This is a genomic window from Pseudomonas cichorii (assembly GCF_018343775.1).
GTDB classification, from domain to species: Bacteria; Pseudomonadota; Gammaproteobacteria; order Pseudomonadales; family Pseudomonadaceae; genus Aquipseudomonas; species Aquipseudomonas cichorii.
Window position 1 is genome coordinate 1995860 of sequence record NZ_CP074349.1, and the last position, 20504, is coordinate 2016363.

The window sequence follows — 20504 nt, forward strand, 5'->3', positions numbered from 1 at the left end:
TGTCTGAATCTGCGGGGATATGCCAGCATTACGCTCTTTCAGCCACAAAGCTGCTTTTGTGTGGAGCCCTCATGAACGAAAAAACGGCCCAGCCTGCCGTGCTGCGTATCCCCGAAGGCTTGCAGATCCCGGCCCAGGTGATCTGCCATGCCACCAGCCTGCGTCGGGCGAGTCGGCGTATCTGCCAGTTGTATGACGCGATCATGGCGCCCTGCGGATTGCGTTCGACCCAGCGTTCGATCCTGATGCAGATCGCTCGTAATCAGGCCCTGAGCATGACCGAACTGGCCACGTTACTGGTACTGGATCGCTCGGCCCTGGCCCAGAATCTCAAGCCACTGGAGCGTGAAGGGTTTGTCGTGGTCGAGGTGGACCCTGATGACCGGCGCAGTCGCCTGGTGCGTCTGACCCAGAGCGGCGTGGACAAACTGCTTGAGTCCCAGGCCCTGTGGGAACAGGCCCAGCGTTGTTATGAGACCGCTCTGGGCGCAGAGCGGGCTCATGAGTTGCGTCAGTTGCTGGGCATGGTCCCGGTGGCCGATTATGGCGATGGCATCATCGGCGGGATGTAGGTCAGCGTTGTGCCCAGTGCCCATAGCAATACCAGCACCAGCGGCGTATGCACCAGCAGTTGCACGAACGAGAAGCCGATCAGGTCCCGGGCCTTCAATCCCAGCACGCCCAGCAGCGGCAGCATGTAGAACGGGTTGATCAGGTTGGGCAATGCTTCGGCTGCGTTGTAGATCTGTACTGACCAGCCAAGGTGGTACTTCAGTTCATTGGCGACCTGCATCACATAGGGCGCTTCGATGATCCACTTGCCGCCACCCGACGGGATGAAGAACCCCAGTACCGCCGAATAGATACCCATCAGCACCGCATAGGTGTCGTGGGTGGCAATGCTGGTGAAAAAGGTCGAGATATAGTGCGCCAGGGTCTGGGCATCGCTGCCTTTGACTGTCGTCAGCAAGGCGGCGATGGAGCCATAGAGCGGGAACTGGATCAGCACGCCTGTGGTGGTCGGCACGGCACGGGTCACCGCATCCAGAAAGCTGCGTGGACGCCAGTGCAACAGTGCGCCGAGCATGATGAACAGGAAGTTATAGGTGTTCAGCCCCGAAATCGCAGTAATCGCAGGTTTGGTTGAAAACTCGTTGAAGAGCCAGCCGGCACCTAGCAACACCATCAGAATGATCAGCAGCGGGCTGTATTCCAGCCATTCGCCGGGCCGTGTGCGGGGCGGCAGCGGTGGCAGATTGAAAGCCGGGTCAACGCCGCAGTCCTCTGCAACTTTGGCGGCATTCGGGCCGGGAGCCGTGGCATAGGCGACGATCAGTGAAATGACCACCAGTGCTGCGAGCATGACGCCTGACTGCCAGAGGAAAATAGTCTCGGTGAAGGGGATCACGCCAGTGATCGCCAGAATCGACGGCGGCAGGCTGCCAGGGTTGGCCTGCAGTTGTGCTGCCGAAGACGAAAGCCCAAGCGCCCACACTGCGCCCAGCCCCAGATAGGCCGCAGCACCCGCAGCGCGATAGTCCATGCGCAGGTCGGTGCGACGGGCGAGGGCACGTACCAGCAGGCCGCCGAATACCAGGGAAAGTCCCCAGTTCAGCAACGAAGCCAGCATGGAAATCAGCGCCACCCAGGCCACGGCGGAGCGACCGTTTTTCGGGATGCAGGCCAGTCGATCGATCAGACGCACCGCAGGCGGTGAGCTGGCGACCACATAGCCACCAATGACCACGAAAGCCATTTGCATGGTGAAGGGAATCAGGCTCCAGAAACCATCACCGAAGGCCTTGGCTGCTTCGGTCGGTCTGGCACCGATGGCCAGTGTTGCCACGGTGACGATGGCTACCGCCAGTGCGGCAAAGACCCAGGAGTCGGGGAACCAGCGCTCGGCCCAGGCGGCACAGCGCAGGGCAAAGCGGGCGGAGCGGCTTTCTTCTATATGAGTGGTCACGTGAGGAGTACCTTTAATTATTGTTATAAGCGCGTAGGAGCGAATTCATTCACCATTCGCGAATGAATTCGCTCCTACCGGGTGGGGCTCTCAGAACGTCATTTCAATCACATCATCCGGCACGATCAACTTGCCGGCCGTCTTGGCAACGATCTCTTCCACGCTGACCCCCGGCGCACGTTCACGCAGGATGAAGGCACCGTTTTCGATTTCCAGATAGGCCAGGTCGGTCAGCACCCGGCGGATACAACCGGCACCGGTCAGGGGCAGGCTGCAACGCGGCAGCAGCTTGGATTCGCCGTCCTTGGAGGCATGGGTCATGGTGACGATGATGTTCTCGGCGCCCGCCACCAGATCCATCGCGCCACCCATGCCCTTGACCAGCTTGCCGGGGATCATCCATGACGCGATATTGCCCTCGACATCCACTTCAAAAGCGCCGAGAACCGTGAGGTCCACATGGCCGCCACGGATCATGGCGAAGGATTCGGCCGAGGAGAAAATCGAGGCACCGATGCGTGCGGTCACCGTCTGTTTGCCAGCATTGATCATGTCGGCATCGATGGTGTCTTCAGTGGGAAACTCGCCCATGCCCAGCAGGCCGTTTTCCGATTGCAGCATCACGTCGATGTCTGTGGGGACATAGTTGGCCACCAGCGTCGGGATGCCGATGCCCAGGTTGACGTAGTAACCGTCTTTCAATTCACGGGCGACACGTTGAGCCATTTGTTCGCGGGAAAGTGCCATGGTCTGAACTCTCTTTTTTGTTGTACGCCGCTTCCTGTCTTGAGGAAACAGCCCGCAAATGCGACGTGTTCAGGATTTCCTGACGGTGCGCTGTTCGATGCGTTTCTCGAAGGTGCCCTGAATCACCCGATCGACATAAATGCCCGGCGTGTGGATCTGGGTAGGCAGCAGCACGCCCGGCTCGACGATTTCTTCGACTTCGACGACGGTGATCCGGCCCGCCGTGGCGACCACCGGATTGAAGTTCTGCGCGGTATGACGATAGATCACGTTGCCGAAGTGGTCGGCTTTCCAGCCTCTGACCAAGGCGAAGTCGCCGGTAATGGCCTCTTCCAGAATGACATTGCGCCCGTTGAACTGGCGGGTTTCCTTGCCTTCGGCAACCGGGGTTCCGTAGCCGGTGGCGGTGTAGAACGCAGGGATGCCGGCACCGCCTGCGCGGAGTTTTTCTGCCAGGGTGCCTTGGGGCGTGAGTTCGACTTCCAGCTCGCCGCTGAGCAACTGCCGCTCGAACAGCGCGTTTTCGCCGACATAGGAGGAGATCATTTTCCTGATCTGGTGATCTTCCAGCAGAATGCCCAGGCCGAAACCATCGACGCCGCAGTTGTTGGAAACCACCGTCAGGCCTTTGATGCCCATGCGCTTGATCTGCGCAATGAGGTTTTCCGGGATGCCACACAGACCGAAGCCGCCGCACAACACCGTCATGTCATCGGTCAGGCCGGCAAGGGCCTCTTCATAGGTCGCGACACGTTTATCGAGTCCAGCCATGATGATTCGCCTTTTTTATTGTTGATCGTCAAGGACCGTTGTACCTGCATCTTCTCTCTCGCTCAGTGATTTGTTAATTTTGTTTTTCTGATCAATTGATAAGAAAAGCAAATATATGAACGTCAAACAGCTTCGGGCGTTTCTGGCGGTTGCCCAATGCCTGAGCTTTGCCCAGGCCGGAGAGCGATTGCATCTGTCGCAGCCGGCCCTGAGCCTGACCATCAAGAGCCTGGAGGAGGATTTAGGCGGTCAGTTGCTCACGCGCACCACGCGTACGGTCAGCCTGACCCCGGAAGGCGAAACCCTGCTGCCGCTGGCGCGCCAGTTGCTGGCCGACTGGGACAACACCGAAGAACTGCTGCGCCAGCGCTTCACGCTGCAGATGGGCAAAGTGTCGGTGGCGGCAATGCCTTCGTTTGCGGGCAATCTGTTGCCGGGCGCATTGAAGGTCTTTCGCGGGCTTTACCCAAGGGTCAACGTGGCGGTGCATGACGTGATCAACGAGCAGGTGGTGGAAATGGTGCGCCATCGCCGGGTCGAACTGGGGATCGGCTTTGAGCCCGAATCGAGTAATTCGCTGGTCTTCACGCCGTTTTACATGGACCGTTTTGTCGCCGTGGTCGCAGCGGATTCGCCACTGGCCCGGCGCAAGCAATTGACCTGGCGCGAGCTGCTGCGCGAGGACTTCATCGCCCTGCAACGTCCTTCAGCCGTGCGCCTGCTGCTGGAGGAAGCGATTGCAGCGCAGCACGGCAAGCTTTCGGTGGCCTTCGAGAGTCATCAGTTGTCCACCATCGGCCGCATGGTCGCCAATGGCCTGGGCGTCAGTGCGGTACCTGCGTTATGCATCCAGCAGATGCAGGAACTGGGCGCTCGCTGCATTGCTCTGGTCGAGCCGCGTATCGAGCGGCGCATCGGTCTGATGATGCTGGCCGATCACAAGCTGTCAGCGGCCGCCCATGCGTTGCGTGAGGTCTTGATTCAGTATTCCGTAAAAGTCGATAGCTACTATCACGACGGATGATTTTTGCCTGAGGGAGCCGGGGATTAACCTTTGTTCATTCCCGAAAACGAGTCAGTCTGGAGGCTCCCATGAATCATTTCTTTGCTCTTGGTCTTGTCGTGTTCTTCAGCGCTGTGCTGCTGGGCGGCTGTTCAACTCATCACTCGGTCGAGTTACGTCCCTACACCGCTGAGGAAACTCATCAACTGGCACTGGAAGACCTGAACCGTCGCGGCCTGTCTTTCGACGAATATCACGCACGCAAGGCGCAACTGATGGCTGATCCGTCCATTCAACAGGTTCGCGAGTTTGATAAAGCCGGTGAAGTGAGCGTTGATCGTGGAACCTTGCTGGAAGGCGGTCGCGGCTGAAAGCGGCTTAACAATTTTGCAAAAATAGATTTTTAATGAAACTGTACCTGTAAAAGTTTGCCCCACTGTCCGTGTGTTTGCAGGTGATGCTCCGCTAGGGTGAGCGCCTGACTTCACCCTCTTCTGGACAGTGCGATGTTTCTCTCTTTCGATCTGCTGCTGGCTTTCGCATTGTTTGCGTTTGTCGCCTCCGTGACCCCTGGCCCCAACAATACGATGCTACTGGCATCGGGGGTGAACTTCGGTTTCCAACGTACCCTCCCGCATATGGCGGGGATCAGTATCGGCTTTTTCGTCCTCATATTGTCGGTGGGTTTTGGCCTGGGCGGTCTGTTCAAGACCTGGCCTGTGCTCTACACCATCCTGCGCTATGTGGGCGCGGCCTATCTGCTGTACCTGGCCTGGAAAATCGCGACTTCGGGTCCGGCCTCCGATTCTTCTGAACAGCGTGGCGAACCCTTGGGCTTTCTCCCGGCGGCGTTGTTCCAGTGGGTCAATCCCAAGGCCTGGGTAATGGCGATTGGCGCGATCAGCACCTACACGCCGGTGGAAGGGTATTTCACCAATGTGCTGGTCATCGCGTCGGTATTTGCCCTGATCGGCTTGCCTTGCGTCTGCATCTGGGCCGGGTTCGGCAGTTTGCTGCGCAACGTCTTGCGCGACCCTCTGAAGCTGAGGATCTTCAATGGCGTGATGGCGGTTTTGCTGGTGGTGTCGCTGTATCCGTTGGTGCTTGAGCACTAGGCTTTTGAACTGCCCCCCCCAAAATCATTGTCTGGGATTGTTCGCGAATGAATTCGCTCCCACACACATAAAACCTGTGTGCGAATTCATTCGCGAAAGCAGCTACAACGCCAATTGCAAATGCCCGCCTTGCTGTTTTCTGCGTGCCTGAAGCCGATGCTGCAAGCCCAGCAGGAAATGCTCCAGCCCTTCACGCAGGCGTTCGGTGAGAATTTCATCCAGCTCACCGCCCAGTTCGTTATCGCTGTAACTGATCTGGCTATCGATGGCGAAGATACCGTGCAGCACTTCCTGTGATTTCAGCGCGGAAAGCACCGGCTTGAGGGCGTAATCCACGGCCAGCATATGGGCGATGCTGCCGCCGGTAGCCAATGGCAGCACCACTTTGCCGAGCAGGGCCCGCTCGGGAAGCAGGTCCAGCAGGGTCTTGAGGGCGCCGGAGAACGAGGCCTTGTAGACCGGCGTGCCGATCAGCAGGCCATCGGCCTGGCGGACGGCTTCGATAAAGTCCTGGACCTGAGGGCTGTCGAACTGGGCGAAGAGCAGGTCTTCAGCCTTGAAGTCACGGATGCGCAGCGTCGTGACATTGACGCCCTGATTTTCCAGCCAGCGACCGGCATGGGCCAGGACGACGCCGGAGCGGGATTTGGGGGAGGGGCTGCCTGAAAGCGAAACGACCAACATGCTGAATTCCTTGCGATAAGCGTATACCTGCAAAGCAGCATGTGTGCCAGCCTCGTATTTTTACCAAGCTATTGAAAATAAAGGATTTATTTTTAGGTGAGGTCTAGGCATTGCAAATGCTTGATGCTGAATCGGCAGGCAAGTGCTGATCCGCTGTTGCTGGGCAGACACTTTCGGCGGGCAAAAAAATCCCCGCACAGGCCAGTGCAGGGATGTTTTATGGTCAGGTTCAGTTCGTGAACGCTGCGCCTGTCTGGACCACGCTGGCTGAGCCGAGCAATTGACTGATGAACCGGCTCCATCGCGTGATATTGGCAGGTCCGACGAACACCACGTCCTGGGCCTGGAGTTCAAACTGGCCGGCCAGCAGGTAAGCGGTGGGCTTTTCGGCATTGAGGTGATAGACCGTGGACGCCGCATTGGCCTGGTTCTCGGCACCACGAATCACATACACCGCGTCGCCATCGGCACTTTCCGGGCTCAGACCGCCGGAACTGCCCAAGGCTTCGAGCAGCGTCACGCTGGTGGTGCCGAAGGAAATGACCTGCGGGTTACGCACTTCGCCCAGCACGTAGATCTTGTTCTTGGAGTTGCTGTTGAGGTGCAGGTAGTCGCCATCCTTGAGAAATATCTTGCTCAGTTGCGAGCCCTGGCGGTTCAGCGAGTCGATATCGATCAAGTAGTCCCGGCCATCGCGCCTCAGGCTCAGGCCTGCCAGGTTGGCATCGGTGAGATCAATGCCGGCGGTGCTGACTGCCTGCACCAGACTCAAGGGAATGTTGGTGATCGATTGCGGGCCGGGGGTCTTGAACGAACCCGAGAGCAGGACGCGCTGGCTGTTGTAGCGCAGCACTTTCACGTCCACCTTGACCTCGGTGTATTGCGGTGCCAACCCCATGCGCAGTTGTTCGCGAATCTGGCTGACCGTCTTGCCTCCCGCCCTGATCCGGCCGACATAAGGGAAGAACAGCGTGCCGTCGCTCAGTACTTCCCGAGTGTTGGCGTCCAGTTGGTCCTGTGAGCCCGGAGCTGTCAGTTCTGGATGCTCGAAGACCGTTACCAGCAAGGTATCGCCCGGGCCGACCACATATTCCGGGGTTTTGTAATTCAGCAGCTCAGGAGGCAGGGCCACCGCATTGGAAGCGATGCGTTGCTGCTGTTGTTGCAGGCTCTTGGGGGTGATATTGACCAATTGAGCCTTGGGGCCGTCCGGATCATCCGTTGTGACGTCCTCTGAAGTCATGTGTTGGCCGGGGGCAAACACACATCCCTGCAGTATCAGACCGCAGAGCAGCATAACAACCAGGTTTCTATTCATATGAGAGTTCCTTGCTGACGGTGCATCTGGCACCACGATGATTTCATTGCTTCCCTGTTCCACATGTCGCTGCGGCTTGATGTCTGGTGCGCGCACATACCTCCCTCCGGCGTCGGGTGCCCGGAATCCTTCGTTTCGTTTGGGGTAAGGTCTGTCGAACCGGTCAGAAGGCGTTCTTGTTGAGAAAACCTTTGAACAGGGTCAACAGGATGATTTTGAGATCCAGCCAGACTGACCAGTGCTCGATGTATTCAAGGTCGAACTCGACACGCTTCTGCATCTTGTCCAGCGTGTCGGTTTCGCCACGCCAGCCATTGATCTGTGCCCAGCCGGTAATGCCCGGCTTGACCTTGTGCCGCAGCATGTAGCCGCTGACCTGCTTGCGGTATTGCTCGTTATGCGCCACGGCATGAGGGCGCGGGCCGACGATGGACATGTCGCCGCGCAGCACATTCAGAAACTGCGGCAGCTCATCGAGGGATGTCCGGCGCAGAAAAGCCCCCAGCGGTGTGATGCGCGCATCGTTGCGGGTGGCCTGGCGCACGACTGCCCCGTTTTCCTGAACATTCATGCTGCGAAACTTCCAGACCATGATTGGTCGTCCGTCCAGGCCGTAGCGCCGCTGGCGAAACAGGATCGGGCCAGGTGACGTCAGCTTGATCGCAATGGCAATCAGCAACATGGGCAGGGCAATCAACAGCAGAATCAGGATCGACAGCAGAATATCCTCGGCCCGTTTGACCAGGCTCCAGGCGCCATCCATGGGCGAATCGAAAATGCTGATGCTGGCCAGGCCATTGATACTTTCGCTGCGCGCATGCAGCAGCTCGAACATGAAGACATCCGGGATCAGGTACACCGAGGCGGTGGTGTCGCTCAAACCTGTGATCAGCTCACGCAGGTGTGGCTCACCGCTGAATGCCAGAGTGATGTAAACCTTGTCGATCCTGCCTTCTCGGGCGTCGTCGATCAGTTGTTCGAGATTGCCCAGCACCGGTACATGATGATCGTTGTTATTGAGTTCCATCTGGCGGGGGTGCGAGTCGTAGAAGCCCAGCAGATTCAGGCCCATCCACGGCGCGCTGGAAATGGACTGCGCCAGCCGGGCACCGACCTGACCGGTACCGACAATCGCGACCCGCCTTGTATTGAAGCCGTGACGCCGCAAACCATGCAGAACCCGGCGAATCAGCAGCCGATAGCCACACAGGGCGGCCAGTACCAGCGCGAACCAGGTCATGTGGCTGTTATCGGGCATCCGGAAACTGCTGAGCAGCAAATAGTCTACGGACAGCAGAATAACGAACGTCAGTGCCCAGTAATTGAAGACCTTGGCCAGCTCCCGCAGGATGCGTTCGCCGCGCCATGATCCATAGAGTTGGTGAAACTCGCTCAGCCAATGGAAAACCAGTACGGCGAGGATGATCTGGAACCAGATTTCGGCAGTGCTGGCGGCCGGTTGTTGCTGACTCTGCCAATAGCCGATCAGCACAATGATTGTCAGATCCAGCAAACGATGAGCCACTGATAAGGCTGATTGGTGGGCATGCAGGATGCCGCGGACTGGGGTGCGCATTTAGTGGGCTCGCTCAAACGGATTCGGCTGGAACGACTCGGGGCGACACTTCGTTGTTGATCAGGTTCGGGCTGTTCGGATTCAGCCAGTGCCGGGTCGGCAGTTGGGTCAATTGCGTGGCGCTCAATCGGCTCTCGACGAACGACAGCATTTCCTGCTCAAAACGCCGGACCGAGAAGCGCTCGGCGTTGGCACGGCAGGCCTGGGCACTGATGAGCGATTGCGCGGACTCGAATTCGGCCACGGCAGCGATCAGCGATGCCATGTTCTGCTGCCGATAGAACACGCCGGTGGGGTGAGGGTGGTCCAGCCCGTGGACTGTTTCCAGCACGCCGCCCTTGCCAAAGGCAATCACCGGTGTGCCGCAGGCCTGAGCCTCCACCGGGCTGATGCCGAAATCCTCTTCGGCCGCGAACACGAATGCCTTGGCGGCGCGCATGTGCTCAAGCAACACCGCTGCCGGCTGAAAACCCAGCAATCGGACGTTGGGTGCCTTGCTGGCGATGGCCTGGGCCTTGGCCATGTCCGGGCCATCGCCCACTACCACCAGTTGTTTGTCCGGCATGGCGGCAAAGGCTTCGATGATCATTGGCAAGCGCTTGTAAGGCACCATGCGTGAGGCGGTGAAGTAATAGTTCTGCCGAGGACCTTCCTGGAAGGTGAAGCTCTGGGTGTCTACCGGCGGGTAGATCACCGTGGATTCACGGCGGTAAGCCTTGCAGATCCTTGCGCCAATGAAGCGCGAGTTGGCGATGAAGTCATCGACGCCGGTGGCGGTGCGTTGATCCCACATGCGCATGTAATGCAGCACCAGCCGCGCCAGCTTGCCCTTGAGGCCCTTGTCCAGGCCCGACTCGCGCAGGTATTGATGCTGCAGGTCCCAGGCATAGCGAATAGGCGAGTGGACATAGCTGACATGCAACTGGCCGGGACCGGTGAGCACACCCTTGGCCACGGCATGGCTGCTGCTGATGATCAGGTCATAGCCGGACAGATCCAGTTGCTCGATGGCCAGTGGCATCAATGGCAAGTAGCGCTGGTATCGGGTTCTGGCGCCTGGCAGATTCTGGATAAAGGTGGTCCTGGCGACCTTGCCGCCCAGATGGGCGCGGTCTTCGTCGCTGAGAAAGTCGATGACCGCAAACAGATCCGCCTCGGGCCAGATATTGATCAGTGAAGCCAGCACGCGCTCGGCACCGGCATAGGTCACCAGCCAGTCGTGGACGATAGCAATTCTCATGGAGATTCCTTGCTCTGTAGCTCGCTCTACTTCAGGCGCAGGCTGATCGCGTCTTGGCGTGGCAGTTTTATTGAGATTCAGCTTTTTCCCGAAGGGGTTTCCGGCACGGAGCGGGCATTGGCGGCGTGTTGAGGGGATGAGCCCAGCAGGGCATCGATGCGCTGTGACAGGCGTATGGCCGAGCTTTCCCAGGAAAAGCGCGTCACGTTCTTCAAGCCGTGTGTGCGCAATGCCTTGCGTAACGGCTCATCGATCAGCACCCGCTGCATGGCGGCAGCCATGTGGCTGACATCCAGAGGGTCGAAATACAGGGCGCTGGATTGCAGCACTTCGGGGATCGAGGCCGCATTGGCCGCCAGCACCGGGCAACCGCAGGCCTGGGCTTCCAGCGGCGGAATGCCAAAGCCTTCGTACAGAGAAGGGAAGACGAAAGCCGTGGCGCCCTGGTACTGCCTGATCAGTTCGGCATCGCTGAGGCGTCCCAGAAAGCGGATCCGTGGGTCCCGGCAGGCCAGGCGTTGCAGGTCCGGGTCTGCAAAGACCCCGTGGGCGCCGCCGACGATGTGCAACTGGACATCTTCATGCCCGCGCAAGCTCATGAAGGCCTGGATCATTCGGTGGAAGTTCTTGTGCGCACTTGGGGATGACACGGCCAGCAAGTATTTCCCGGTATCTTGCGCAGGGGGCTTAGGGATGAAGGCGTCGCTGACGGCGGCGGGCAGAACCAGAACCTTTTTTTCCGGGAAACCGTAGAACCGGGAAATCTCGCCTCTGGAAAAACTGCTGCTGGTCACAAGCGTTTTGATCCGCGAAAGCAGGAGCGGCGTGATGATCCGGTAAACGGTCCTGAAGGTTCGTGTGTAACTCTGCGGGAAGCGTGCATAGGTAATGTCGTGATGGGTCGCAATCTGATTGCTGTAAAGAACTGGGCCGGTGCTGCAGGTCGACAGCAGCAGCGGGCTGCCCTGGCGACGCAGGTACAGCGGCAGGTCGATTTGTTCCCACAGATGACCGCTATTGCGTCCGATGCAGCGCACCTCCAGCGCCTTGGCGCTTTCATGACGCTTGATCCCGTGGGGGGCGACAAAAACCAGATCGTTGCGTATCTCCTTGAGTGCAAGGCATAACTGCTCTGCGAAGCGCTGGACCCCGCCTATTTCCTGGGTAAGAAACCGGGCATTGATAAAGATCATTAAGTGCATCCTGCAAGGTAGTGGGTGGTGTGTGTTCGCTTGACGCACTGATGCTGATCAGTTGAGGCACAAACAAAACCTGTGGGAGGCAGCTTGCTGGCGAAAAAGGCCTGAAAACCGGCAGATAATCTGCGTCTGAAGAAGTCGCCAGCAAGCTGCCTCCCACAAAGTGATTTATCGCCTTTACTGATCGGCATTAGCTTGACGCAAGGGGGGGGGCGGCTTCAGTGTGCGTCGTGAGCGAATAGCGCTGGTCTTGTGCCCAGACTGATTATTTTTGGAAACTCATTGATCGGAACCTGTGCCGAGCAGCGTGCGTCATTGCAGTTCCAGGGGATATCGGTGTCGAACTGACCTCTTTCGGGCTGGCCGCTGTCGATGATGCGTACTGTGCCGTGCTGCATGCTGCTGGCCTCCACATGGGTCAGCCTCGGTACGCCGGTGGTCCAGGCCACCAGTATCTGTTCGGCGCCCTTGGCGAATCGCAGCAGATACGTGCTGTCCAGCTCGCGGCTTTTTTCAGCGTCATAGCGGTATTCGAGAATCGTACTGCTGATGGCCTTGAGCGTCAGGTAGGCCGGTTTCAGGCTCAGGTCGTACTTGAGCAGACCGAAGTTCTGCTGCGGGTCATTGCTGTCCCGACCGCTGTCGATCAGGCCGTACCACCACAGACCCTTGATGTCCGGCACGGTCTGGGCCAGGAAAAAACTGCGGGCCAGGAAGGCGGCCTGGGTCTGTTCGCTGATGCCGCATTTGCCCGTGTTGGTGGGCCAGCCCATTTCTGTCAGGTACAGAGGCACCGGGCGGGCGGCCAGGGTTCGCAGGTCGGCGTCGATCCAGCGTAACCAGGCGATCCAGCGTTCGGGCGTGTGGCGTTCTTCGTGACGGCAATGCACATAAGGGTGCAGTGACAAGCCATCGACCTGGTTGAGGATGCCGTTCTGGATCAGCCTGTCGGCAAACCCCAGGTCCATGCCCAGGCTGGTCACTGCGCCTGCCAGTATGGTCACTGGCTGCTTCTGTTTACGGATGCGGGCGACGCTTTCCTCGATCAGGTTGTTGTAGTCCTTGGTGGCCCATGCATCGACGGGGTTGTCCCGGTCCCACTCATTCCAGATCTCGTAGAGGTCGACGCTGTCGGCCAGTTCCCGGCTGACGAAGCTGACGTAGTTGGCGAATGCCAGGCTGACCGGGGGATGGCGGGGTTTTGCATAGTTTTCGTAATACGGGTTGCCGTAGCCGAGCACCAGCAAGGGGCGCAAGCGGTGTTCCTGAGCCTTGCTCAAGTATTCTCGCCAGGCAGGGTCGATACGCATCAGGCCGCGCCGGGGTTCGACGGTGGTCCAGTAGGCATCGTCGCGAACCGAAGTGACGCCTGCTTCCTCCAGCAGCCTCAAGACCTTGGCCGAATTGCCATTGTCGTTCATCAACTGGGTATCGACGCCGATGATGAAGGGCTCTTCTCCCTGTGCGATACGGATCGAAAGCAGCCACGGCAGAAAAACCATCAACAGTTTTCGCCAACAGGATGCAGGTGTTTTTGACATGGGTTGTCTCAATGAAGAGGCACGGTCCGGAGCGCTTGCTCAGTGGGGCACGGGCTGATGGATGTCACTACGCGGTATCGGGCAGGGAATGCAGCCGGGGCAATGCGATCCTGTCCTGCAAGGTCTGGATCAGAATGTTTTCGTACTGGTCCAGCATCAGTTCCAGGCTCAGAAAGTCAGCGACACTGTGACGGGCCTGAGCGCCAAGACGTGCCAGCAATCTGGGTTGCTGATGCAGCTTGAGCATGGCCAGCCCCAGCGAGTCCGGGTCGTCGGGGCTGCAAAGCAGGCCATTGAGTTGATCCTTGATGATCTCGGTCAGGCCGCCCATGCGGCTGGCAATGACCGGTTTTGAATGGGCGCAGGCTTCCACGGCGACCATGCCGAATGGCTCGTTCCACATGGAGGGCACGATGGCCACGTCGATCATGCTGTAGAAAACCTCGGGGTTCTGGTAGCCGACGAAGCTGATGTTCGGTGACGTGGCCATTGCCTTGAAACGCTCCTCGTCACTGATCTGCCCGCGCCCGGCGATCTGCAGGGTGGCGTTGAACGGCAGATGCTGGAACTGATCGATCAGCCAGCCGACGCCCTTGGGGTCCGACAAGGTACCGATATAGCCGAAGCGCAGAGGCGAATCGGGCTCGGTTGCCCGGACTTGAGAGTCATTGGCCGGGCACGGGCTGGCGTTATAGACAACGTAGCTTTTTGAACCCTTGAAATACCCCTTTTCCTGCAGGCTGTTGAGCAGAAAGCGGCTGACACCTACCACGGCGTCCACTTGCGAAGAACGTTCGTCGTGACCCGTGCGAAACCGTGTGCAAAGCCCGCACTGTTTCCGGCAGCTATGACCTTTCTTGAACATGGTGCTGCTAGGGCAAAGCAGGTACATGTCATGCAGGACCTGCACGACCGGAATGCTGGCCTGGCTGATTTCATCCCAGGCCGAAACCGACCAGCCGGTGAGGTTGTGGCACATCACCAGATCGGGCTGCTCCAGTGACAGAACACGCTTCACATGGTCGCGCATGCCGGGGTTGTAGCGATCGCGCAGGTGCCAGCCAAGCCGGGCCAGACGTCCCGGCCGCTGTGCCGTGAAATGCCAGTACGTATTGTGCAGACCGGCACGATAGACCTTGATCTGGTTGACCGCGTCCATGTGCAATCCGGCCCTGGCGGTGGTACACAGTACCGTTACGCCATGACCGCGCTGCTGCAGGCCTTCGACCATGCGTTGCAGGATGATTTCGGCACCACCGCCGATATCGGGGGCATAAAGGCTGCTGATGAACAGGATTTTCATAGTGGATACGTCCTGTTCAGGCCCAGCACGCCGGCTTCTCCGTCACGTATGGCTTTTTCGATCAGGTTCAGGCGTTTCCCGGCGTCGCAGCGGCGGGCAATCAGCCTCAGCAGACAGAAGAATATCCCGCGGTTGAGCCGGTAGAGCAGCGATGACGAGGCCCAGACATTCTTGTCGAACCAGGCCTGGTTGCGGGCACCGTAATAGGCGCGCAGATCCGAACCGCCCAGCAGGTAGTTCTCATAGACATTGCTGCTGCGAGCCTTGATGTTCCAGGAGTCTTCCAGATCGTCGAGCAAGGCTTCGGGCACCAGAAAGATCCGCCCGCCGCCCGCTGTTATGCGCCAGGTGTATTCGCTGTCGTCGGCATACAGCTTCAAGGCATCGAGGGGCAATCCGATCTTCTGGTACAGACTGCGATGAGCCAGCAGGCCGCCGTAGGTTGCAAAGGGCAATTGCACCATGTGTGGCGCGCCTTGCAGGGCTTGAGGTCGTCCCCAGGGCAGGCGCCGCCAGATCTTGTAGGGCAGTTGCGCGATATGAAACCCAAAAAAGCTCGAGCGCCGCTGGATGGCGAAACGCTGAGGTACGCCTGAAGCAATGTCTGCCTGATGTGTCGGACGGAAACCCAGAACGGCAGCCTTGTCCTTGCCATCGATCTGTTCGCGCTGATGCAGGTATTTATGCAGGATCGAAATGGCATTGATGGTCGGCGCGTTGTCATCGTCCATCAGCCAGATGTACTCGGCCCCTGCATCCAGCGCGGCCTGGATACCCACCGCATAACCATTGGCCGAGCCGGTATTGTCGGGCAGATAGATCACCTGCACCTGGCCGGGCCATTTGTTGCTCAGGGATTCCAGAGGCGCCACTGAGGCATTGCTGACAATGATGACGCGCTCTATCTGCGGGCTTTCCAGCGAGCGGCTGACGAGTGTGTGCAGGTATTTGAAACGATCACCATAGGTGAGCGTCACCAGCGTGGTTCGGTTGATCATGGTGAGGTTCCAGGATGGAGGTCTGTGTAGGAACGAATTCATTCGCGAACAAGTGACGTCGCGGATAAATCCGCTCCTACGGAATGGTTGGGTTCAGGCCCTGGCCTGCATCGGCGACAGGCTGCTGAGGGGGATCACCACTTTCTGCTGACGTTGCAGCAGATTGAGCAGGATCACTGCACGCTCGGTCCCTTCGGCTGCCAGGAAAATCGCTTCGACATCGCAGAAACCGCCCGCGGTCACGCGCACCGATTCACCCTGGGCATACATCGCCCTGGGTTTGGGCACCAGCAGGCGCTGGCGGATCTGTTCGATCAGATGATCCTGAACAGGCACCGGATGCCCACCGAACGTCACGATGCGCGCCACACCACGGGTCGAGCGAATCGGGTACCAGTTGTCATGGACCTGATGCATGCGAATGAACAGGTAGCCCGGAAACAATTCTTCTTCGGTCTTGGCGATGCGCTTTTTGTTGTCACTGACGGTCAGTGGCCGGTAGCACTCGAAATGCTGGCGTTGCAAGTGCTCCTGAGCACGGCCTTCCTGTCGGGGTTTGGTCTGTATCAGGTACCAGCGGGCGCTGCTATGGGAATCGGACATGATTTCACTCCACTGCAAGTTGTGGAGACAGGGTCGATACCGCTTCGGTACCGATCTGGATATAGGCGTCGTTGGCGGCAACACTTTCATTGTTGCTGTAACGGGTCAGCAGCTCCTGAACGCGCTCCAGGCTGTTGAACATCAGCACATCGATGATCGACAGGTTGGCCACGAAAGGGTGGGCAGACTGCGAATAGACAATCGGGTCCATCTTGAAAAACCGCAGCAGCAGGCCGTTGTGGGCGAAATGGTCGCGGTCGTACAACTCCATACCGCCGATCGGGTTGAGAACGGTGGTCGCCGAGAAGATGTGCGCAATATTGATGACCCGGTCCTGCTTGTCTGTGCATGACACCAGTTTCAGATCGGAGCCGCGCAGGATAGGCGTGATGATTTGCAGGTATGAGCACAACTCGCGGATGGAATGTTCGGCGTACAGCGCAAGGTTCTGTTGCGGAAAGCGAATCAGGCGCTCGATCAATGGCATCACCTGAGCGAAATAAGGCGCCTTGCGATAGCTCTGGGTTATCAGGTTGATGAGGCGACTGGCTTCCTCGTTGAAGTTGTCCACCAGATGACGCTGCATGATGGGCAGCGCGAAGTGGTCCTTTTTCAACGGGAAGCTGATCAGCCGGGCTTCGCCGTTGCACAGGATACGGTTGCGGTTGACCCAGCCTGCACGGATATATTGCAGATCGTCACCCAGGACGAAGACATCTGCGGCTGCGATGAGCTGAAAGTAACCCAGATAAGGAAACAGGTATGGCTGCATCATTGCTATGGTCCTGGCCATGTGTAACTCCTTTAGGTGGATGGCGTGAGTTATGCGTCGAGGCTTGGGTTATTTCATTTGTGAACCGGGTTGTAGCTGTATCCATAGGCAGCACAGTCGTAATCGGAACTCGATGCCTTGCGCACCACGGCATTGAAAATGGCGCCCTTGATCAGAATGCCGTTCTGCCCGAGCCGGCGTTTGCAGGCTTCGATTTCCTTGATGGTGGTCACGCCGAAACGGGCCACCAGCAGGCAGGTGCCCGCCTGACGGCCCACCAGGGTCGCATCGGTCACGGCAAGGATGGGTGGGGTGTCGATCAGGATCAGGTCGTAGAGTGGTGAAAGCTCGTTGAGCATTTTGTTGAAGTTGTCATGCATCAAGAGTTCTGAAGGGTTGGGCGCTGCGAAGCCGCATGAAATGAAATCCAGATGACGAATCTGCGTGTGGTTGATGACTTCGGTGCAGTGCAGGCGCGCGGCCAGGGTGTCGGACAGCCCGTGCTTGGGTTGCAGCCCCAGTACCCGGTGCAGATAACCCTTGCGCATATCGGCGTCGATCAGCAGCACCCGCTTGCCGGTCTGGGCGATGATGGCCGCCAGGTTGCTGGAGACGAACGACTTGCCGACGCCGGGAGACGGGCTTGAAATCATCAGCACGTTATTACGGGCTTCGAGCATGGCGAAGTGCAGGCTGGTACGCAGGCTGCGCAGGGATTCTATGGCCAGCTCGGTCGGTGCGGCGATGCTCAGCAGTTTCGAGTCCTTGCTGGCAACGCGGCTTTGCAGATTCTTCTCCAGACGTTCCTGCTGGCGGGAGTAGGGGAGTGAGGCGTAGACCGGCATGCCGATGTTTTCGATGAACTCGGCACTTTCCACGCCACGATAGAACGCCTGGCGTACAAAGATGATGGATACGGCCACCAGCCCGCCGAGCAGGGTGGCGATCAGCACGATCAGGGTTTTCATCGGCTTGACCGGTCTTTCGACGTTGGTATCGGCGTTGTCGATCACTCGCACGTTACCGATGCTGCCGGCCCGCAGAATGTCCTGTTCCTGGCTCTTGTTGAGCATCAGGGTGTAGGTCTGGCTGGTGACCTGCATGTCACGGGTCAGGCGCAGCAATTCCTGCTGAGTGAGTGGTAAGGCTTCGATCTTTTTCAGCAGGCCCTGCTTCTGTTGCTCCAGTTGGGTCATCTGATTCATCAGGCTGCGGTAGGTCGGGTGTTCGCGGGTATAGAGTCGTTCCAGTTCCACACGCTTGAGCTTGAGTTCCGACAACATGGAGTCGAGCTTGACCACCTGATCGAGCACACCTTTGGTTTCGATGCTCAGGTCCACCGACTTGGCGCTGGTCTGGAAGTTGTTCAGGGCTACTTCCGACTCTTCCAGTTGCTTGCGCACCATCGGCAATTGCGAGCGCAGGAACTCCAGGCGCTGCGCGGCTTCGGCAGAACTGCGTTCGACGTTCTGGCGGACATACAGACGGCTGATTTCGTTGAGTATCTCGTTGGCCTGTTTGGCGTCCTGATCCTCGATGGAGAGGTAGATGATTCCCGAGTCCTTGCCGGCTTCGGTGATCTTCAGGCGTTTCTGGTAAATCAGTGCCGCGCTCAGGGTACGCAGCCGGGAGACCGTGAATTCGGTACCGGGACGGGCCTGAATATCCGCGACCTGGATCTTCACGCCGCGACCTTCGACGGTCCTGTGGGTGGCGCCGCTGAGCAACAGGGCATGGTCCTTGTCATAAAGTGCAAAGGTGCCGGGCTTGCCTGCCACCAGTGTCAGGTCTTCCCCCAGAAGGTCTTGCGGAACCTCCAGTTGAAAGATATCGATCTTCTCGCCGCCCCAGGCGTATTGCTCCAGTCCGAACATCGGCTCGGCCAGGGCACCTTCGTATTCCGGTTTGAAGGTGCGATACAGGTAAGGACCGACGACCGGCAGAACGTTGGGTTTCTGGATGATATTGAGCTTCAGGTCGTCGACGACCTTGCCCAGCAAGGCCCGTGACTTGATCAGTTCGATCTCGGTCATGGCCTGGGAAACCGACATGGGTTTGTTGCTGACCTCGGGTGTGCCTTCGATCCCCACTTTCTTGGGTTCGATCTGGATCATGGCATTGGCCTGGAAAATCGGTGTGGCAAGAATCGCGTAGGCCAGGCCGACCATGAAGAACAGGCTGACGATCCAGATGATCAGACCCTTGTGGTCGAACAGCATGCGCAAGATAGTTGCCAAATCGACCCGGGTGTCCTGGTAGTAATCCAGAGAGGAACGGTTCATGACGGTCATTTATCTTGTTTCTCCTGACTGAAGATAAGGAAGCCAGTCGTCAACGCATCGCGAAAGATGCTCATAGGTCTTTTCAAAGGCTGACTTGGGCCCCCGGTAGGGGTCGGCTATTTCCTGCTGGTGTTGCCACTTGCCGATCAGAAACGTCTTGCCACGGACTTCCGGCGCCAGTTTCAGAATGTTGAGAATGTGCGGCTGCTCCATCAGCAGGATCAGATCTGCCTGACGCAGTAGTTGCCGATTCACCTGACGCGCTTCATGGCGGCGTGTCGGGACGCCATGAACCTGCAATACGGTTTTTGCCAGTGGGTCGATGGACGAGCCCGGCATCGTGCCGATCCCTGCCGAATGGATATGCACCGCGGATGACGACAGGCGATGGCGCAGCAGGGCTTCGGCCATGGGGCTGCGGCAGATATTGCCGACGCAGACCACCAGCACATTACTGAACATGGTGCCTGCCGTTTGACGGGATCAGCCTCTTGCCGAGGTTGACGATGACGTTGCGCGCCACCATCAGCAGCGCCTGAAACTTGTTGCGCGGCACCAGCGCCGCCAGCGACAGGCTGACCACCTGCATCAGGAAGTGCTCATACAGCTGCTGATTGCCCAGCCGGTTGTAGTAATTGGCCAGGCTTGAAAAGGTCAGCAGGCTCATGTGGATCTTTCGCTTGTTGCTGCGCATGGAGAAGATCCCGCCGGGATGCAACCGGTAAGCAGCGGGTTTGATCTCGGCGATGAACTTGCCCTTGCCGAAGGCCCCCAGCAACGACCACCAGCACAGGTCGTTGAGAGGTGCGATAGGTGGCTTCAGCTCGGGCGGCATGCTGGAGAACACGTTGCGAAAGCAGACCGTGAGTGTGGAAAGAGGCCGAGCCATCTGCAGTTCCAGGGCCGTGGCGTCGGCGCGCAGCTTGCCCTGTAGCTGGACGCCATATTGGCCGTGCTCGTCGAAGGCAATAGCGTCGTGATAGGTGATGACGTAATCGGGATGGCTTTCCAGAAAGTCCACTTGCAACTGCAGCTTGCGCGGGTCGGTCCAGTAGTCGTCGGCCTCGCAATAGGCGATGTAGCGGCCGCGGGCCTTGGCGAACAGTTCCGGGACACAGGGCTTGCCCTGGCGATACTGATTCTCCTCCTGATAAAAGGGGCGAATGATCGTCGGATGGCGCTTGGCGTATTGCGCAATGATCTGCGCGGTGCCGTCAGTGGAGGCATCGTCATGGATCAGGATTTCGAAGTTGAAGCTGGTCTGCTGGGACAGAAAGCCATCCAGCGTCTGGGTGATGAACCCCTCCTGGTTGTAGGCCGGGCAGACGATGCTCAATAGCGGTTCGGCGTTGTCAGGGCGCTTGTTTTTCACGGTGGCATCCATGG

20 protein-coding genes are annotated in these 20504 nt (G+C 58.5%); 4 read left to right on the plus strand and 16 right to left on the minus strand.

The window, feature by feature from the left end; translation table 11 throughout:
* The first annotated feature begins 71 nt into the window (after positions 1–71).
* Positions 72–572 carry a MarR family winged helix-turn-helix transcriptional regulator gene (locus KGD89_RS08895; RefSeq protein WP_025259435.1) on the plus strand — a complete coding sequence of 167 codons (501 nt, stop codon included), beginning with the start codon at positions 72–74 and terminating at the stop codon, positions 570–572.
* On the opposite strand, the gene KGD89_RS08900 is transcribed toward KGD89_RS08895, so the two are convergent.
* The 3 genes from KGD89_RS08900 to KGD89_RS08910 form a co-directional block, all read right to left on the minus strand.
* Complete coding sequence (locus KGD89_RS08900; RefSeq protein ID WP_025259436.1) at positions 542–1966, minus strand: short-chain fatty acid transporter; 1425 nt, start codon at positions 1964–1966, stop codon at positions 542–544. The two genes, KGD89_RS08895 and KGD89_RS08900, sit on opposite strands and share 31 nt — an antisense overlap.
* A gap of 90 nt (positions 1967–2056) precedes the next feature.
* The gene (locus tag KGD89_RS08905; RefSeq protein ID WP_025259437.1) at positions 2057–2713 is read right to left on the minus strand and encodes a CoA transferase subunit B; all 657 of its coding nucleotides are present in this window, start codon (positions 2711–2713) and stop codon (positions 2057–2059) included.
* A gap of 69 nt (positions 2714–2782) precedes the next feature.
* Complete coding sequence (locus KGD89_RS08910) at positions 2783–3484, minus strand: CoA transferase subunit A (RefSeq protein ID WP_025259438.1); 702 nt, start codon at positions 3482–3484, stop codon at positions 2783–2785.
* Between the two features lie 115 nt (positions 3485–3599).
* On the opposite strand from KGD89_RS08910, the gene KGD89_RS08915 reads away from it, so the two are divergent.
* From KGD89_RS08915 to KGD89_RS08925, 3 genes are all read left to right on the plus strand, one after another.
* Complete coding sequence (locus tag KGD89_RS08915) at positions 3600–4508, plus strand: LysR family transcriptional regulator (RefSeq protein ID WP_025259439.1); 909 nt, start codon at positions 3600–3602, stop codon at positions 4506–4508.
* A gap of 68 nt (positions 4509–4576) precedes the next feature.
* Positions 4577–4858: a hypothetical protein gene (locus tag KGD89_RS08920; protein ID WP_025259440.1), complete on the plus strand. Its 282-nt coding sequence runs from the start codon at positions 4577–4579 to the stop codon at positions 4856–4858.
* 135 nt (positions 4859–4993) lie between these two features.
* Positions 4994–5602, plus strand: a complete 609-nt coding sequence (locus KGD89_RS08925; protein ID WP_025259441.1) for a LysE family translocator — start codon at positions 4994–4996, stop codon at positions 5600–5602.
* Positions 5603–5704: 102 nt separating this feature from the next.
* On the opposite strand, the gene ssuE is transcribed toward KGD89_RS08925, so the two are convergent.
* The 13 genes from ssuE to KGD89_RS08990 form a co-directional block, all read right to left on the minus strand.
* Positions 5705–6286 (minus strand): NADPH-dependent FMN reductase, encoded by a 582-nt coding sequence (gene ssuE, locus KGD89_RS08930; RefSeq protein WP_025259442.1) that lies wholly within the window; start codon positions 6284–6286, stop codon positions 5705–5707.
* A 229-nt stretch (positions 6287–6515) separates the two neighbouring features.
* Entirely contained in the window at positions 6516–7604 is a 1089-nt protein-coding gene (locus KGD89_RS08935) for a polysaccharide biosynthesis/export family protein (protein WP_025259443.1), read from the minus strand.
* Positions 7605–7767: 163 nt separating this feature from the next.
* Positions 7768–9180 (minus strand): undecaprenyl-phosphate glucose phosphotransferase, encoded by a 1413-nt coding sequence (locus KGD89_RS08940; RefSeq protein ID WP_025259444.1) that lies wholly within the window; start codon positions 9178–9180, stop codon positions 7768–7770.
* Between the two features lie 13 nt (positions 9181–9193).
* Positions 9194–10420, minus strand: coding sequence for a glycosyltransferase family 4 protein (locus KGD89_RS08945; RefSeq protein WP_025259445.1), 1227 nt, complete (start codon positions 10418–10420; stop codon positions 9194–9196).
* A gap of 77 nt (positions 10421–10497) precedes the next feature.
* Positions 10498–11613: a glycosyltransferase family 4 protein gene (locus KGD89_RS08950; protein ID WP_025259446.1), complete on the minus strand. Its 1116-nt coding sequence runs from the start codon at positions 11611–11613 to the stop codon at positions 10498–10500.
* Between the two features lie 224 nt (positions 11614–11837).
* Complete coding sequence (locus KGD89_RS08955) at positions 11838–13121, minus strand: hypothetical protein (RefSeq protein ID WP_236249349.1); 1284 nt, start codon at positions 13119–13121, stop codon at positions 11838–11840.
* 106 nt (positions 13122–13227) lie between these two features.
* Positions 13228–14463 (minus strand): glycosyltransferase family 4 protein, encoded by a 1236-nt coding sequence (locus KGD89_RS08960; RefSeq protein WP_025259448.1) that lies wholly within the window; start codon positions 14461–14463, stop codon positions 13228–13230.
* Positions 14460–15461 carry a glycosyltransferase gene (locus tag KGD89_RS08965; RefSeq protein ID WP_025259449.1) on the minus strand — a complete coding sequence of 334 codons (1002 nt, stop codon included), beginning with the start codon at positions 15459–15461 and terminating at the stop codon, positions 14460–14462. The genes KGD89_RS08960 and KGD89_RS08965 overlap by 4 nt, the downstream gene beginning before the upstream one ends.
* Before the next feature lie 93 nt (positions 15462–15554).
* Positions 15555–16064: a transcription/translation regulatory transformer protein RfaH gene (gene rfaH, locus KGD89_RS08970; protein ID WP_025259450.1), complete on the minus strand. Its 510-nt coding sequence runs from the start codon at positions 16062–16064 to the stop codon at positions 15555–15557.
* Between the two features lie 4 nt (positions 16065–16068).
* Positions 16069–16857, minus strand: a complete 789-nt coding sequence (locus tag KGD89_RS08975; protein ID WP_025259451.1) for a WbqC family protein — start codon at positions 16855–16857, stop codon at positions 16069–16071.
* Between the two features lie 53 nt (positions 16858–16910).
* Positions 16911–19127 carry a polysaccharide biosynthesis tyrosine autokinase gene (locus tag KGD89_RS08980; protein WP_025259452.1) on the minus strand — a complete coding sequence of 739 codons (2217 nt, stop codon included), beginning with the start codon at positions 19125–19127 and terminating at the stop codon, positions 16911–16913.
* Positions 19128–19580 (minus strand): low molecular weight protein-tyrosine-phosphatase, encoded by a 453-nt coding sequence (locus KGD89_RS08985; protein WP_025259453.1) that lies wholly within the window; start codon positions 19578–19580, stop codon positions 19128–19130.
* Complete coding sequence (locus tag KGD89_RS08990; RefSeq protein WP_025259454.1) at positions 19570–20502, minus strand: glycosyltransferase family 2 protein; 933 nt, start codon at positions 20500–20502, stop codon at positions 19570–19572. Before KGD89_RS08990 ends, KGD89_RS08985 begins: the two co-directional genes overlap by 11 nt.
* Between the last annotated feature and the right edge of the window lie 2 nt (positions 20503–20504).